This is a genomic window from Pseudomonas imrae (assembly GCF_046352735.2).
Lineage (GTDB): Bacteria > Pseudomonadota > Gammaproteobacteria > Pseudomonadales > Pseudomonadaceae > Aquipseudomonas > Aquipseudomonas imrae.
Genome location: NZ_CP110853.2, coordinates 1,532,383 through 1,546,423, shown reverse-complemented (window position 1 = coordinate 1,546,423; position 14,041 = coordinate 1,532,383). Strand labels below are relative to the sequence as shown.

The window sequence follows — 14,041 nt, the reverse complement described above, 5'->3', positions numbered from 1 at the left end:
TCACCTCTTCAGTTCGCCAGGCCGTCGGCACGTTGGCTCGGCAAAGCCAGTTGCAGCAGATTGGATTCGGTTGCGTGTTCGCGGTTTTTTTCGCCGCGCATCGCGCCTTCGCACAGCACCAGGACGCGGTCGCTGATGCCCATCACTTCCATCAAGTCGCTGGACACCACAATCACCGCAATGCCGCTGGCGGCCAGGTTATGGATGATCTGGTAGATCTCGGCCTTGGCGCCGATGTCGATCCCCCGGGTCGGTTCGTCGAGCAGCAGCACTTTCATCGGCATCGACAGCCAGCGCCCCAGGATCGCTTTCTGTTGATTGCCGCCCGACAGGTACATGATTTTCTGCGCCGCAGTCGGGGTTTTGACTTTCATGGCTTTGATCTGCTGGCAGGCGTTGGCCTTTTCCCAGCCATCACGCAGCAGCCAGCCAAAGGCCGAATGCCTGCCACGGGCACTGATATTGATGTTTTCAGCCACGCTGGACAGCGGGATGATGCCTTCCTTCTTGCGGTCTTCCGGGCACAGCAGCACCCCGGCGGCGATGGCATCGCGCGGTGAGCGCAGGTGCAGTTGTTCGCCACACAGCTCCAACTGGCCGGCAGTGCGGCGCTCCAATCCGCTCAACAGCCGAAACAGCTCGGTGCGCCCTGCGCCTACCAGCCCGAACAAGCCGAGAATCTCACCCTTGCGCACCTGGAAACTGAGCGGTTCGCGCAAGCCCGGCCCCAGCAGGCCTTCGACCTTGAGCGCCACTTCGCCGTGCTCGCGCGCGCGGTAGTCGTAGATATCCTGGATATCACGCCCCACCATGCAGGTGACCAGTTGGTCGTGGGTCAGCGTGCTCATGTCGTCAAAGGTGCGCACGTAGCGGCCGTCCTTGAACACCGTCACCGCGTCGCAGATGCGGAACACTTCTTCCATGCGATGGGAGACATACAGCACCACTTTGCCCTCGTCACGCAGGCGCGCGATGATTGCCATCAAGCGGTCGATCTCGCGGGCCGACAGGCTGCTGGTGGGTTCGTCGAAGGCGATCACATGGGCGCCACGGGACAACGCCTTGGCGATTTCCACCAGTTGGCGCTGGCCCAGGGACAGGCGGCCCAGCTTCTCTTGCGGGTCGATTTCATCGGCCAGGCCCTTGAGGCAGGCCAGTGCCTGCTGGCGCAGCACGCCGCGGTTGACCACGCCGAACCGCGACGGCAGATGCCCCAGGAACAGGTTTTCGGCAACGGTCATTTCCGGCACCAGGTGCAGTTCCTGATGAATCACCGCGACGCCACTGGCAATGCTGTCGGCGGCGCACTTGAAGGCCATGGTCTGCGCGCCGATCTGCAGCGTGCCGCTGCTCGGGATGTAGGCACCGCCGAGGATTTTCAACAGCGTCGACTTGCCCGCGCCGTTTTCCCCCATCAGCGCGTGTACCTGCCCAGGGTGTGCGCTGAAATGGATGCCATCCAGCGCCTTGACCCCCGGAAAGGTCTTGCCGATGCCGTTGAAACACAGGCTGGCAGCGGTCATTTCCACAGCCCGATCTTGCTCAATTCTTCCTTGAAGTTGTCGCGGGTGATCAGCGTCACTTCGTCCATCGCCGTGTATTTCGGCGGCTCGGTGCCTTTGGTGACCCAGTCGAACATCATCTTCGCGGTGTCATAACCCTCGATGTGCGGGCTTGGCAGCATCGAGCCGAAGAACCCGCTGTTGGCTTTCTTCAGCTCGCCGATAGCGTCGGTGCCGTTGATGCCGATCCCAATCACGTTGGCCGCGGCAAAGCCTGCACTTTCCGTGGCGCGCACGCCGCCGAGCACGGTGTTGTCGTTCATGCCGCCGATAATCAGGTTTTTCGCACCGCTGGGCAGCTTGACCAGCGCCGAGTTGGTGGCGTCCATGCTGCCCGGCACATCCAGGGTCTTGAGGGCCGCAGTGAGGATATGGTCTTCAGGAATGCCGGCTTCCTTGAGGGCCTGGATCGAGCCGTCGGTGCGTTTTTTGCCAGTGTCCAGTTCGTTGAAGGTGTTGATCACCGCGTAGGTGTCCTTCCAGTCCCAGCCACGTTTCTGCGCTTCGCCAGCCATCGCGGCGCCTTGCTTCTGGCCGACTTCAAAAGCGGCCATGCCCAGGTACGGCACGTCTTCCATGAAGTTGCCCTTGGCATCGACGAAGCGATCATCCACCGCCATCACTTTCAAGCCGTTGAGCTTGGCCTTGGCGACGATGGCCGGGCCCAGGGACACGTCCGGCGGGCAAATCACAAAACCCTTGGCGCCGTTGGCGGCCAGGCTGTCGATGGCCGACAGGGTTTTCTCGCCATCCGGCACGGCGATCTTGATCACGGTAAAACCATGCTCCCTGCCGGCCTTTTCGGCGAAGGCCCATTCGGTCTGGAACCAGGGTTCTTCGGCCTGTTTGACCAAGAAGCCGATCTTCACTTCTTCGGCGAGTGCGAATGTGCTGAGGCCGCTTAGCACGACGGCAGCGGCAAGAGCGCGGAGTCCTTTTTTCATGAACGGCACCTTTTGTTGTTATGTGAGTGACAAGTTCTAATCGTGGTACATCACCGAGCGCCCGCCATCGATCATCACGCAGGTCGCATTGATAAACGGCGCTTCATCGGTAGCCAGAAACAACGCGGTCATCGCCACTTCGACAGGCTGGCCGATACGCTTGGGCGGATGCAGGTCAAACGCGCGCTGGCGTTCGGCATGAGGGTCGGGGAAGCCGTTCCAGTAATCGACGTTGAGCTGGGTTTCGATGTAGCCCGGCGCAATGGCATTCACGCGGATGCCCTTGGAGGCGTATTCGATACCCAGGGCGCGCGTCAGTCCAAGCAGGCCGTGCTTGGCCACCGGGTAGGGAAAACAGCCGGGGATGATGTGACTGGAATGGGTGGAGGCGATATTGATGATGTTACCGATGCCCTGCTCGATCATGTGCGGCAACACCGTACGGCAGCCAAACCAGGCGCCATCCAGATCGATTGCGAAGCAGCGACGCCAGTCCTCGTCGGTCATTTCCAGCGGGTCGCGGAACACGTTGACGCCGGCACAGTTGACCAGCACATCGACCCGACCGAAACGCTCGATGGCGACGTCGACCAAAACCCGCCATTGATCCTTGGAGGTGATGTCGACCGGCTGCGCGTGGATCCTGGCACCGCGTGCGCGCCAATGTGCAGCGAGTTTTTCGACCTTCTCCGCCTGGATATCAGCGATCACCAGGCAGGCTTGCTGGGCCTGGAAGCAGGCGACAATGGCCTCGCCTATGCCTTGGGCGCCGCCGGTGATGATCACCACTTTGTCTTTGAGACGATCACCGTAGGTTGGCTCGGGCACGACTGGTAATGACAGCGGTTGGGCCTGCATCGCTTCACCTGTTTTATTTTTTGGTAGTGAGTGCTGATGCGGGTGACTATAAACCTAGAGGGCCTAATATCTCAATATATAATTTAGCATCCCATATTATGAGACAAAATGCAAAAAAGGACCCTCCAGAGAGAAAGCAAACAAATACTCTGGCTGCACTCAACCCTCGGCAAACTTCCGCAGGGCATCCCCCTCCATCCGGTAACGAACCCACTCTTCCTGAGGCTGGGCACCAATGGATTTGTAAAACGCAATGGCCGGTTCGTTCCAGTCCAGCACGCTCCACTCAAAGCGGCCGCAGTCGTTATCAAAGGCAATCTTCGCCAGATGCCGCAGTAACTTTTTACCGGCACCACCGCCACGCTGTTCGGGGTTGATATACAGGTCTTCCAGGTACAGGCAGTTGCTGCCCAACCAAGTGGAGTAGCTGAAAAAGAACACCGCAAACCCAATCGGTACACCGTCACGCAAACAGATCAGGCCATGAGCGGTGGCGCCCTCGCTGAACAAGCTATGCTCGATATCCACCACACTGGCGATCACTTCGTGACGCGCCTTCTCGTAGTCGGCAAGCTCAGTGATGAAGGTCAGGATCTGCGCAGCATCGCTGGGCACGGCGGGGCGAATCTTGATGGTCATGGACAGGCCTTGAAACAAAAGGAAAGGACACATTCTAAGGCTGTTTCATGACCCATTGCAGTGATTTGTGCAGGCCGATACTCCGCTGTGCACTGACCCAAGCACCACCAACCACAGAACAAACCCCGACGCCCTACATGGTAAAAATTCCCCCTCGATCCAACAGAACCTCAGGCTTGTCCATGCACTCCACTCCCGTGGTTGGAAGAAAACTCTTTGTCTTGTTTTGCCTGGCCAGCTACTTGTTGTCGCTGTCTTATGGCTCGACGTTTCTGTTGTCACTGCTGATTCACTCCAGAGGTGGCAACGAGCATGACGCCGGCAGTGTGATTTCCACAGCCATGCTCAGCACCTTTGTCGCCGTGATGATGTCCGGGCATTTGTCAGATGCGCTGGGAGCCGCACGCTCGATTGCCTGTTTGGGAGTTTTACTGGCTGTGGCATGCCTGGGCTTTGCGCTGACGCCAGGATTTGGCGAAGGGCTGATGTTCTTCGGCTTGTCACTGGGGCTGGGCTGGGGCGTCTTCTATACCTTGGGACCGATCATCGTGGCGATGCTGGTGGAGCCGGCCCAGCGCGCCAGGTACTTTGCCTTGCTGTCAGGCAGCATGATGAGCGGAATCGGTTCCGGCCCTTTGCTGGGAAGGGCCGCAAGTGCCATGGGCCTGCCCCTGACCCTCGCCTTTTATATCGCCGCTGTGGCCAGTTTGGCGGGTGCTGCGATCTTCTGGCGGCTGGGTACGCAACTCACGCAGCAACCGAACGTGCTGGGCGCATCGGCGGTCTCGAAAATTTCCTGGGCCGCGACTCGGCAAGTGCTGCGTTCCAAAGCCGTGTTTGCCATCCTCATGGTGGGGCTGGGCGGTTGTGTGTTTGGCGGCTTGTCGAGTTTTCAAACCAGCTATGCAGCGAGCCATTCCCTGGATTACTCACTGTTCTTTCTCGGCTTCATGAGCGCGGCGATCACCAGTCGTCTGCTGATTGCCAGCATCGTGGTCAAGCGTGACCCCTATTGGTCGGCGTGCCTGTTGTCAGGGTTGATGCTGGTGTCGATCCTATTGTTCCGGTTTGTGGTCAGCGACAGCTTCGGCTATCTGCTGGCCGCCATTATGCTGGGCGTCGGGTACGGCCTGACGTATTCGGTGATCAACGGCCTGGCCGCCAATGAAGCCCCGGGCGGCACCATGCCCCAGGCTCTGCTGTTGTTCAGCCTGGCGTACTTTATCGGTGTGTTCGGTTTTCCGTTGCTGGCCGGCAAGCTGATCGTTCAGCACGGCATGGCGAGTTTGTTGACGGTCGTGCTGGGCGTGGCCCTGCTCAACTGGCTGATCAGTGTAGGACGCCTGATCTGGCGCCGAGTTTTGGCACACAAAATCTTACAGGTGACCTAGAACCGTTCGTCGACATCTAGGCACAAACCACAAAGGTGGGCTGACCAATATGAGGTAAGGACCTTAATCATATGGAGGCTGCACCATGATCAATTCAAAATTGAGCGCCCTCGCCCTCACCGGCCTGCTGTCTGCGATCTCGCTAAGCAGCTTTGCCGCCTCGGATTACTCCACCGGCAAGACCGACCCGATTGGCAGCCCGCCAAATCCCGCCACAGAAGAAACCAAGGAATCCATGGGCACCGGTCTCGACACCAACGGCGGGGCCATTATTCAGGACGGCGCCGATCCACGGACCAAGGGCAACGACAGCAACCGTCAAGGCCTCGATACGGATGTAGAGAACGGCAAAATAGGGCCGGGCAAAAACGCCATGCCGAACGGCGACGACGACCTTCCGGGCGCGCCAAAACAACCTTGAGCCAACGAACGCTAGCCGACCACTCCCATTGAAGAGGTATGCATGAACGTGGATAAAAACCTTGAGAAAGAAGTGCTCACCCGACTACTGCACGCTCACCCCAACGGCCTGGGCAAGGAGGTGCTGGACAATTACCGGGGCGAAAAAGTCGTAGCCGGCACCCTGGCCGCCCTGCAGGAACGCGGGTTGATCAAAGACGGGCACGTGACCTGCAATGATGCCGGCGAACATGCGCTGAATCTGCCAATCAAGCTGACGGCTTCCGGTGTCGAGGCCGCCCGCAACCTGGAAAACCAAGCGAGCCAATAGTACATGCTTGCGGCTCTGGCCCTGCTGCCAAGGGCCAGCCGCTGCATCGCTTTGCCGGATGAGTGGGTTAACGTTGAGCAGCCACCAGCAACATCATTGGCCGCTCCAACTCATCCGCCAGTTCGGGGCGCGCGCGCAGATCTGCCGCGCTCGGGCCCCACTCTTCGACATGACGCAAAGTAAACCCTGCCTGGATCAAGAGATTGAGCAATGTGCCCACGGTACGATGCTGTTTGATCACACCCGGCGCCAACCAATCCGTCACCCTCGGCCCTTCCAATTGATAATCGTTTACTGGCCAACTCTTGTGCCCTTGATCGTCTATCAGCCAGCCTGGCTCACGCGGCGCCATGAAGATCGGGTGCTCGATGGAAAACACCAGTCGCCCCCCAACAACCAGTGCATCGTAGATACGGCTGAACAGGCTCTTGAGGTCGACGACATAGTGGAACGCCAGCGAACTGTACGCCAGGTCGAAACTGAGGGCAGGAAGGTCCAGTTGTTCGAGGTCGGAAATGGCATAGGTAATGGCTGTCGATGACGTCGTCTCAGCGGCCCGCGCCAGCATCTTCTGCGAAACATCCAACCCCAGCACCTGCTCGGCGCCGTGTTCCTGTGCCCAGCGACTGAACCAACCGTAGCCACATCCCAGGTCCACCACATTCAAGCCTGACATGGGTGGCAGCAAGGCCTGCAAGGCCGGCCACTCCGGTGCGCCGTTGAGACCTTCGACCGAGCGCGCCATTTGACTGTAGCCCTCGAAAAAGTCTGGCGTGTCATAGATATTCTGTGTCATGGATCAGCTCCGGGATGAGTGCGCCTATTATGCCGCCCTCAAGGCTCCAGGCCGATGGGGAAAAACACCCCGCCGCTCCATACGCCGAGCCAGTTCTGGCCATTGATCTGACGACTCACCGCCAATTCCACCAACTGATAGAAAACGTTGCGATGCACCAGCGCTTCGAGGTTCGAGCGCACCAACAAATAAGGTGCAGGCTCTTGGGTCTGCGCGTCGATCACGACCCGCAGCGGATGTTCAGGGCCAGCCTCGAGCTGATCCTCGACCTGGGTGGTAAAGCGCAGAATCTGGTTTTCCCCCTGCCCTTCGACATCCAGGGTCACGGCGACAAAAGGTGCATCATCGACCTTGATGCCGACCTTCTCCACCGGAGTAACCAGGAAATAATCATCGCCATCGCGGCGAATGATGTTGGAAAACAACTTGACCATGGGTTTGCGGCCGATGGGCGACCCCATGTAGTACCAAGTACCATCGCGGGCGATGCGCATGTCGATGTCGCCGCAAAAATCCGGATTCCACAGATGGACCGGTGCCGGTCCCTTGCCCTTGGGCAACTGCGCCAACAAATCACTGGTCTTGGTCGAATCCGTCATGCCTTTTCTCCTCCGATTTACTGGACGCTCATGCCCAGCAGGCTACGAGCGTACTGTTGCAACGGCGGGCCAAGCAAATCCTCAGGTTTATTGTCGTGGAACGTCAGTAAACCACCACGGCTGCGAATCCGTGCTGTATCAATCAAATATTGGGTACTGGTTTCGATCAACATGACCTGGATAACCCCAGTGTCGATCCCCATCCGGTCCAGCGCCTGCTGATCCGCCCATTCATCGGCGTTGCCGATCCGGTCATCGGCCTGGGCAAAGCGGGTGTACAGCAAGTAATGCGCGCCGGCACTACGCGCCTCGGCCATGGCCTGCTCCAGGCCTTGCGGGGCGCGCGCGCGGCGAATCATTGGGAAGTACTCGATAAACCCATTGAAGGCTTCCTCGGCCACTACGTTGGGTCGCGGGTACGCGCTGCCCGGTGGGGTGAAAGCGCCTTGGGCGATATAGATAAAGGAGTCCGGCTGTATGCGAACCGAGTTGGAACGACGGGTATCGCTATGATCCAGCAACCCCGCATCGCTCATCTGATAGCGAGTGCCTTCGGCCATATCGCTGACGGTCATGCAGCCACTCAGCGCTAACGACGCCAGTAACAAAACCAGGCTACGCATCCTACCCTCCAGAAGCCGGTGACGGAAAACCGGCGAATGTGTGCAGGATGCAGATTTTGGGCCATAGCAGCGGGTATTTGAGTTGGGCGTCAGCCGCCGATGATTTTCATTACGGTCGCGCCGCCGGAGAATGCGACTTCCTGCTTGTCGCCCAGTGCTTTCATCAACAGACCCTGCAAGGCAGGGAGTGCCTGATGGGGGGGCTGGTCCAGCAGGTCGCCGACATAGTGCCGATTGCTCGACGACAGGCAGCCATGCAGCCAGCCGGTGGACGACAGGCGCAGCCGCGAACAGGTGCGGCAGAAAGGCACGCTTTCATTGGCGATCACGCCGAAGAAGCCTTTGCCCGGTACCTCGTAGCGCACCGCCGTGGCATCCACCGGGGCATTGGCCTGCAGGTATTCGTGATGCTCGCCGATCAGGCTCAACAGTTGCTGCAAACTGACGAACTGCTGCACAAATGCGTTGGAATCCTTGGCCAGGTGGCCCATGCGCATCAATTCGATAAAGCGCAACTCATAGCCGCGCTCCAGGCAGTAGTCCAGCAGCGGCATTACCTGATCGAGGTTCTGCCCGCGCAATGGAACCATATTGACCTTGATCTTGATCCCGGCCGCACGCGCCTGATCCATGCCATCAAGCACCGCGGCCAAGTCACCGCCACGGGCGATGCCGCGAAAGGCATCAGCGTCCAGGGTGTCGAGGGACACGTTGATCCGTCGAATGCCGGCCTCCACCAGCAGTGGCAGTTTCCGCGCCAGCAGTTGACCGTTGGTGGTCAAGCTGATGTCGCTCAAGCCCATACTCCCCACCGCCCTCATGAAGGCCTCAAGCTTGGGGCTGACCAGCGGCTCGCCCCCGGTAATACGCAGGCGATCAATGCCGGCTGCCTCGATCAGGTACGCCACGCCACGGGCCATGGCCTCGGCCGAGAGTTCATCCTGCGCAGCCACCAACCGCTTGCCGTTGGGCACGCAGTAGGTACAGGCGTAATTGCAGGCTGAGGTCAGGCTGATTCGCAGATTGCGAAAACGCCTACCTTGACGATCAACGATCATGGATCACTCCGGCAGCGGAAAATTCGGGCGCGCTAAAACCTGACTTATAAATCAGATTTTAGCAAGATCCTTGCCTGAGTATATTCCTGGGGCACCGCGCCCGACATTAAATCATCAGCCCATCATGGCGCTGAATGACTTAACTGGCAGGCGTCTCGGCGTTCGGCAGGTCGGTGCTGTGCTTGCGCTTGTTACCCATGCGCACACCGATATCCATCAGGAACTGGAAGAAACCTTCCTGGTCTTCCAGCACATTGCTCCAGAACGGCGAGTGATACAGTGCCACGGCGCCGTGCACCAGCGCCCAGGCAGCGCAGTAGTGGAAGTACGGCGGCACGTCTTCAAGCTTGCCCTCGCTGATGCGGCCCTTGATCAGTAGGGTCAGGCGTTCGAAGTTCGAGGCACGGATCTTGTGCAACTCCTCGACCATTTCCGGCACCTGGTTGCCCTTGACGACTTTTTCTTCCAGGCGATCGAACAGACGGTAGCGTTGCGGATCACGCATGCGGAACTCGAAGTAGGCCCTAGACAGGGCTTCCTTGTCCTTGTCGACATCGGCCGAATGCAGCAACTCGTTCAAGTCACGTTCGTAGTCGAGCATCAGGCGCAAATAGATCTCGGCTTTGGACTTGAAGTGTTTATAGATGGTGCCTTTGCCGATACCCACGGCATCCGCAATCATCTCGACGGTAACGCTGTCTTCGCCTTGTTCGAGGAACAACTTGAGTGCGGTGTCGAGAATTTCCTGCTCGCGGCGGCGAAACTCACGGACCTTACGGGGTTCTTTGTGCATAGAAAAAGGTCTGCAAAGGTCGGTAGGGAAAAGGGTTTCACGCCACAGGCTTTGTTTGGTGGCGGCCTGACGGAACGTTTTGCCCGGTGCGAGGGATTATCCCGACTGAACGGTCGTTGGGCAACGTCTATATGAACAACCCTTGCACGAAACTTACAGAGCGCCAACGAAAAGACAGAAATTGGTCAGAAACAGGACAGTTACTGTCTCGACGTATATCTGCGCCATGAGAACTCAACCGAAGCGCATGTATTCCAAATCTGTTTAAAAAACGACCAAAACCGGCTGGACTGAACGAGATACTGATCAATACTTCAACTGTTGGCGTGACATCTCCCCCAAGTGAAGCGCCAATATGGGTAGCGACGGACTGCGTGCCCTTGTTTACTCCTAATGGTCTTAACCCGGATTCACCCCCCAGAACCCGGGTTTTTTTTGCCCTGGATTTACTGGCGAACGTGAGCGAGCGTAAACAGGCGCTTGAAGTTCTGCGTCGTCTGCTCGGCAAACCGCTCATAGGATTCACCCCGTAGCATCGCCAGGTAATCCGCCACGTCCCGCACATACTCCGGCAGATTAGGCTTGCCGCGATGAGGAATTGGCGCCAGGTAGGGCGAATCGGTTTCTACCAGCAAGCGGTCTGCGGGCACCTGGCGAGCCACGTCGCGCAGGGCATCTGCATTGCGAAAGGTGACGATACCCGACAGGGAAATGTAGAACCCCAGGTCGAGCGCCGCTTTGGCCATGTCCCAATCCTCGGTAAAGCAATGCAGCACACCCGCCTGAGGCAACGCCGCTTCGCGCAGCAAGCTCAAGGTATCGGCACGGGCGCCGCGGGTATGCACGATCACCGGTTTGCCGGTCTGCCGCGCCGCTTGCAGGTGCAGGCGGAACGAGGCTTGCTGCAACTCGGCCGCCTCCGGTTCGTAATGGTAATCCAGGCCCGTCTCGCCGATGGCCACTACCCGTGGGTGATTGAGTTCGCCCAACAGCCAATCCAGCGCCGGGGCTTCACCGGGCTTGAGGTCCAGCGGGTGGATGCCTACCGAACAATCAACATCGGGGTAGCGCTCGGCCAGGGCTTTCACCTCTGCAGTGTTGTCGGCGCTGACGCCAATGCACAGGAAGTGCCCCACTCCGCGCTGGCGGGCAGCCTCAAGGGCGGCATCCAGGGACCCGTCGTGCTGGGTCAGGTCGAGGCGATCAAGATGGCAATGTGAGTCTACGAGCATAAGAATTACAACTTGCGTTACAGGAAGTGTCTAGCCAAACGATATATCCGTCGGCCCCGAGAATCTCAACGACGGCCGAGCAGCCCGACCCACTGCACCAGCAATGCCTCAAGCAACAGCACTCGATTGAGATTGGCCTTGCCCAGCACTTTCTGGCGCTGGCCGAGGATCCAGTCCTGAAGGTTCAAGACTTTATCCTGAGCACTCTTCTGGGCCAGGTATTGCACGACTTTGCGCATATCCATCAAGCCCAGGCCGCTTTCGTCCTGGGTCAGTTGGTAGCGCAGGATCAAGCTGGACCAATCACAAAACCAATCGAACAGCAGCAGCAGAGGAATGTCTTTCCAGCCCTCGGCCAGCTGTGTGGCCGACTGCTCTTGCTTGAGCAACTTCTTCACCCCATCCACCACCAGCGCACGCTGCTCACGCACCCCCTGGGCCTGCAGCTTGACCGCCGCCAATGGGGAGCCGGCGGCCAGCGTCAGCAACTCTGCCCGCTCCTGCTCAGTGCAGTCCGGCAAGGCCTGACCCAGCCACTGCAGGCTCATGACCTCGCTCGGCAACGGGCAGGCCTGCTGTACGCAACGGCTGCGAATGGTCGGCAGCAAGCGACTGGATTGGTGACTGACCAACAGAAGCACGGTTTCGCCGGAAGGCTCTTCCAGGCTCTTGAGCAAGGCATTGGCCGCGTTGATGTTCATCGACTCTACTGGTTCGATCAGCACCACCTTGCGCCCACCCATCTGTGCGGTCTGCACCACAAAACTCACCAGATCGCGCACCTGATCAACCTTGATCGCCTTGTCCGCCTCTTCCGGCTCCAGCAAGTAGTTGTCCGGGTGACTGCCAGCCCTGAGCAACAGGCATGATTTGCACTCACCGCAAGCTTCAAGATTGGCTGGCCGCTGGCACAGCAAACTGGCCATCAGCCGCTCGGCCAACGCGCGCTTGCCGATGCCCACCGGGCCGTGGAGCAGATAGGCGTGGGCATGCTGGGCACGCCCCGCCAGGTGCTGCCACAGGCTGTCCTGCCACGGATAGGTTTCAGCCACGGGCGCGCTCCAGCAGTTTGGGCAGTAGTTTATCGATAGCCTGCTGCACCTGCGGCAGTGGTTGGGCCGCGTCCAGCAAGTAATATCGCGCAGGTTCAGCCTTGGCACGTTTGAGGAAAGCGCTGCGCACTGCATCGAAAAAGCCTTGGCCTTCCAGTTCGAAACGGTCCAGACGACCACGTGCTGTAGCGCGGGCCATACCTACCTCTACCGGCAGGTCGAAGACCAAGGTCAGATCGGGTCGCAGCTCACCCTGGACAAAACTCTCCAGCGTCGCAATGCGCTCAAGGGACAAACCACGGCCCGCCCCTTGGTAGGCGTAGGTGGAATCGGTAAAACGATCACAAATCACCACTGCGCCACGGGCCAGGGCCGGGCGTATGACCTCGGCCAGATGCTGGGCACGGGCGGCAAACACCAGCAACAACTCGGTATCGGGATTCATGACCTCGTCACCGGGCGCCAGCAGCACCTCGCGAATCCGCTCGGCCAGCGGCGTACCACCGGGCTCACGAGTCAACAGCACCTCGACACCCTGGTCGCGCAGGCACTTGGCCAGGTATTCGCGGTTGGTGCTCTTGCCTGCGCCTTCCGGGCCTTCCAGGGTAATAAACAAGCCAGTCACAGGCAGTCCTTAATCAGAGTCATTGCGGGCTTGGTGGCACCGGGTCTTGGGGCTTTTCGATAGGCTCAACCGGCGGTACAGCGCCTTCGCCTGGCAGTTTTGCCGCAGGTGCAGGGCTTGAACGATAATCGGCGCGACGCTTGAGCTGGTACTCACGCACGGCGGCATTATGCGCATCCAGGTTGTCAGAGAAAACATGGCTGCCGTCGCCACGAGCGACAAAGTACAAGCTGCTGCCAGGAACCGGGTTCAACGCTGCATGAATCGCCTCGCGGCCGACCATGGCAATAGGTGTCGGCGGCAGGCCCGAAATCATGTAGGTGTTATAGCGTGTGGCTTCCTTGAGGTGCGCACGGGTCAACTTGCCGTTGTAGCGTTCCCCCATGCCGTAGATCACCGTTGGGTCGGTCTGCAGCATCATGCCGATTTTCAGGCGCCGCACGAAAACCCCTGCGATCTGCCCACGCTCCTCTGGCACGCCGGTTTCCTTCTCCACCAAGGAAGCCATGATCAACGCTTGGTATGGCTGCGTGTATGGCGCGTCCGGAGCACGTTTGCTCCACTCCTGGGCGAGCACGTCATCCAGGCGGTTATAGGCTTTCTTCAGGAACTCAACGTCAGTCATTCCGCGCACGAAGCGGTAGGTGTCAGGAAAGAACCGCCCTTCCGGAAACACATCCGGGTGGCCGATCTTTTCCATCACCTCGCTGTCGCTCATGCCCGACAGAGTCTGTTCGATCTTTTCGTGCTTGGCCAGGGCACTGCGCACCTGGCGAAAGTTCCAGCCCTCCACCAGGGTCAGACCGTACTGTACAACTTCCCCACGCTGCCACACACCGATCAGCCCTTGGGCGGTCATTGCGGGGGTCATCCGGTATTCACCACTGTGCAGCGGCTGCCCCTCGAGGTTGAAGCGCCAATACAGGCGTAGCCAGAAGGCATCCTCAAGCACACCGTCGGCTTCCAGGCGATTGAAGGTGCTGGTCGGGGTAGACCCTGCAGGCACGTCAAGCAATTGCTCCTGGCCCAGTTTCAGCGGTTGCTTCAAGGCAGACTCAAGCTTCCAGGCGCCGAAGCCCAGGATCAGGCCTGCCAACACCAAACCGATCTGCAGCAATACAACAAGTTTTCGTATCAAC

Annotated in this window: 16 protein-coding genes; 3 read left to right on the top strand and 13 right to left on the bottom strand. The window is 59.1% G+C overall.

Annotation, left to right across the window (positions count from 1 at the left end):
* Positions 1 to 8: 8 nt before the first annotated feature.
* From araG to OQ460_RS07115, 4 genes are all read right to left on the bottom strand, one after another.
* A complete protein-coding gene (gene araG / locus OQ460_RS07130) occupies positions 9 to 1,523 on the bottom strand; it encodes an L-arabinose ABC transporter ATP-binding protein AraG (RefSeq protein WP_410021150.1) in 1,515 nt (504 codons plus the stop codon).
* The gene (locus tag OQ460_RS07125) at positions 1,520 to 2,506 is read right to left on the bottom strand and encodes a substrate-binding domain-containing protein (RefSeq protein ID WP_421096173.1); all 987 of its coding nucleotides are present in this window, start codon (positions 2,504 to 2,506) and stop codon (positions 1,520 to 1,522) included. The genes araG and OQ460_RS07125 overlap by 4 nt, the downstream gene beginning before the upstream one ends.
* A 36-nt stretch (positions 2,507 to 2,542) precedes the next feature.
* A complete protein-coding gene (locus OQ460_RS07120; protein ID WP_410021148.1) occupies positions 2,543 to 3,364 on the bottom strand; it encodes an SDR family oxidoreductase in 822 nt (273 codons plus the stop codon).
* A gap of 159 nt (positions 3,365 to 3,523) precedes the next feature.
* Positions 3,524 to 4,003, bottom strand: a complete 480-nt coding sequence (locus tag OQ460_RS07115) for a GNAT family N-acetyltransferase (protein ID WP_410021147.1) — start codon at positions 4,001 to 4,003, stop codon at positions 3,524 to 3,526.
* A gap of 182 nt (positions 4,004 to 4,185) precedes the next feature.
* Between OQ460_RS07115 and OQ460_RS07110 the strand changes: the two genes are divergently transcribed.
* The 3 genes from OQ460_RS07110 (at position 4,186) to OQ460_RS07100 (ending at position 6,124) form a co-directional block, all read left to right on the top strand.
* Positions 4,186 to 5,394, top strand: coding sequence for an MFS transporter (locus OQ460_RS07110; RefSeq protein WP_410021146.1), 1,209 nt, complete (start codon positions 4,186 to 4,188; stop codon positions 5,392 to 5,394).
* An 85-nt stretch (positions 5,395 to 5,479) separates the two neighbouring features.
* Positions 5,480 to 5,815: a hypothetical protein gene (locus tag OQ460_RS07105; RefSeq protein WP_410021145.1), complete on the top strand. Its 336-nt coding sequence runs from the start codon at positions 5,480 to 5,482 to the stop codon at positions 5,813 to 5,815.
* 42 nt (positions 5,816 to 5,857) lie between these two features.
* The gene (locus OQ460_RS07100; protein WP_410021144.1) at positions 5,858 to 6,124 is read left to right on the top strand and encodes a hypothetical protein; all 267 of its coding nucleotides are present in this window, start codon (positions 5,858 to 5,860) and stop codon (positions 6,122 to 6,124) included.
* Positions 6,125 to 6,191: 67 nt separating this feature from the next.
* Here the strand turns inward: OQ460_RS07100 and OQ460_RS07095 are convergent, their stop codons facing one another.
* The 9 genes from OQ460_RS07095 to mltG form a co-directional block, all read right to left on the bottom strand.
* Positions 6,192 to 6,920, bottom strand: a complete 729-nt coding sequence (locus OQ460_RS07095) for a class I SAM-dependent methyltransferase (RefSeq protein ID WP_410021143.1) — start codon at positions 6,918 to 6,920, stop codon at positions 6,192 to 6,194.
* A gap of 38 nt (positions 6,921 to 6,958) precedes the next feature.
* Positions 6,959 to 7,519 (bottom strand): DUF1285 domain-containing protein, encoded by a 561-nt coding sequence (locus tag OQ460_RS07090; protein WP_410021142.1) that lies wholly within the window; start codon positions 7,517 to 7,519, stop codon positions 6,959 to 6,961.
* Between the two features lie 17 nt (positions 7,520 to 7,536).
* Entirely contained in the window at positions 7,537 to 8,142 is a 606-nt protein-coding gene (locus OQ460_RS07085; protein WP_410021141.1) for a DUF4823 domain-containing protein, read from the bottom strand.
* 89 nt (positions 8,143 to 8,231) lie between these two features.
* Entirely contained in the window at positions 8,232 to 9,200 is a 969-nt protein-coding gene (locus OQ460_RS07080) for a GTP 3',8-cyclase MoaA (protein ID WP_410021140.1), read from the bottom strand.
* A 139-nt stretch (positions 9,201 to 9,339) separates the two neighbouring features.
* Positions 9,340 to 9,993, bottom strand: coding sequence for a TetR/AcrR family transcriptional regulator (locus tag OQ460_RS07075; protein WP_410021139.1), 654 nt, complete (start codon positions 9,991 to 9,993; stop codon positions 9,340 to 9,342).
* Between the two features lie 446 nt (positions 9,994 to 10,439).
* Complete coding sequence (locus OQ460_RS07070; protein WP_410021138.1) at positions 10,440 to 11,225, bottom strand: TatD family hydrolase; 786 nt, start codon at positions 11,223 to 11,225, stop codon at positions 10,440 to 10,442.
* Between the two features lie 65 nt (positions 11,226 to 11,290).
* Entirely contained in the window at positions 11,291 to 12,277 is a 987-nt protein-coding gene (locus OQ460_RS07065) for a DNA polymerase III subunit delta' (protein ID WP_410021137.1), read from the bottom strand.
* Positions 12,270 to 12,902 (bottom strand): dTMP kinase, encoded by a 633-nt coding sequence (gene tmk / locus OQ460_RS07060; RefSeq protein WP_410021136.1) that lies wholly within the window; start codon positions 12,900 to 12,902, stop codon positions 12,270 to 12,272. The genes OQ460_RS07065 and tmk overlap by 8 nt, the downstream gene beginning before the upstream one ends.
* 19 nt (positions 12,903 to 12,921) lie before the next feature.
* The gene (gene mltG, locus OQ460_RS07055) at positions 12,922 to 14,040 is read right to left on the bottom strand and encodes an endolytic transglycosylase MltG (RefSeq protein WP_410021135.1); all 1,119 of its coding nucleotides are present in this window, start codon (positions 14,038 to 14,040) and stop codon (positions 12,922 to 12,924) included.
* Position 14,041: the final 1 nt, after the last annotated feature.

Excerpts from the sequence above, each read along its gene's own strand:
- araG (WP_410021150.1), bottom strand. The coding sequence starts at position 1,523 with ATGACCGCTGCCAGCCTGTGTTTCAACGGCATCGGCAAGACCTTTCCG.
- OQ460_RS07125 (WP_421096173.1), bottom strand. The coding sequence starts at position 2,506 with ATGAAAAAAGGACTCCGCGCTCTTGCCGCTGCCGTCGTGCTAAGCGGC.
- OQ460_RS07120 (WP_410021148.1), bottom strand. The coding sequence starts at position 3,364 with ATGCAGGCCCAACCGCTGTCATTACCAGTCGTGCCCGAGCCAACCTAC.
- OQ460_RS07115 (WP_410021147.1), bottom strand. The coding sequence starts at position 4,003 with ATGACCATCAAGATTCGCCCCGCCGTGCCCAGCGATGCTGCGCAGATC.
- OQ460_RS07110 (WP_410021146.1), top strand. The coding sequence starts at position 4,186 with ATGCACTCCACTCCCGTGGTTGGAAGAAAACTCTTTGTCTTGTTTTGC.
- OQ460_RS07105 (WP_410021145.1), top strand. The coding sequence starts at position 5,480 with ATGATCAATTCAAAATTGAGCGCCCTCGCCCTCACCGGCCTGCTGTCT.
- OQ460_RS07100 (WP_410021144.1), top strand. The coding sequence starts at position 5,858 with ATGAACGTGGATAAAAACCTTGAGAAAGAAGTGCTCACCCGACTACTG.
- OQ460_RS07095 (WP_410021143.1), bottom strand. The coding sequence starts at position 6,920 with ATGACACAGAATATCTATGACACGCCAGACTTTTTCGAGGGCTACAGT.
- OQ460_RS07090 (WP_410021142.1), bottom strand. The coding sequence starts at position 7,519 with ATGACGGATTCGACCAAGACCAGTGATTTGTTGGCGCAGTTGCCCAAG.
- OQ460_RS07085 (WP_410021141.1), bottom strand. The coding sequence starts at position 8,142 with ATGCGTAGCCTGGTTTTGTTACTGGCGTCGTTAGCGCTGAGTGGCTGC.
- OQ460_RS07080 (WP_410021140.1), bottom strand. The coding sequence starts at position 9,200 with ATGATCGTTGATCGTCAAGGTAGGCGTTTTCGCAATCTGCGAATCAGC.
- OQ460_RS07075 (WP_410021139.1), bottom strand. The coding sequence starts at position 9,993 with ATGCACAAAGAACCCCGTAAGGTCCGTGAGTTTCGCCGCCGCGAGCAG.
- OQ460_RS07070 (WP_410021138.1), bottom strand. The coding sequence starts at position 11,225 with ATGCTCGTAGACTCACATTGCCATCTTGATCGCCTCGACCTGACCCAG.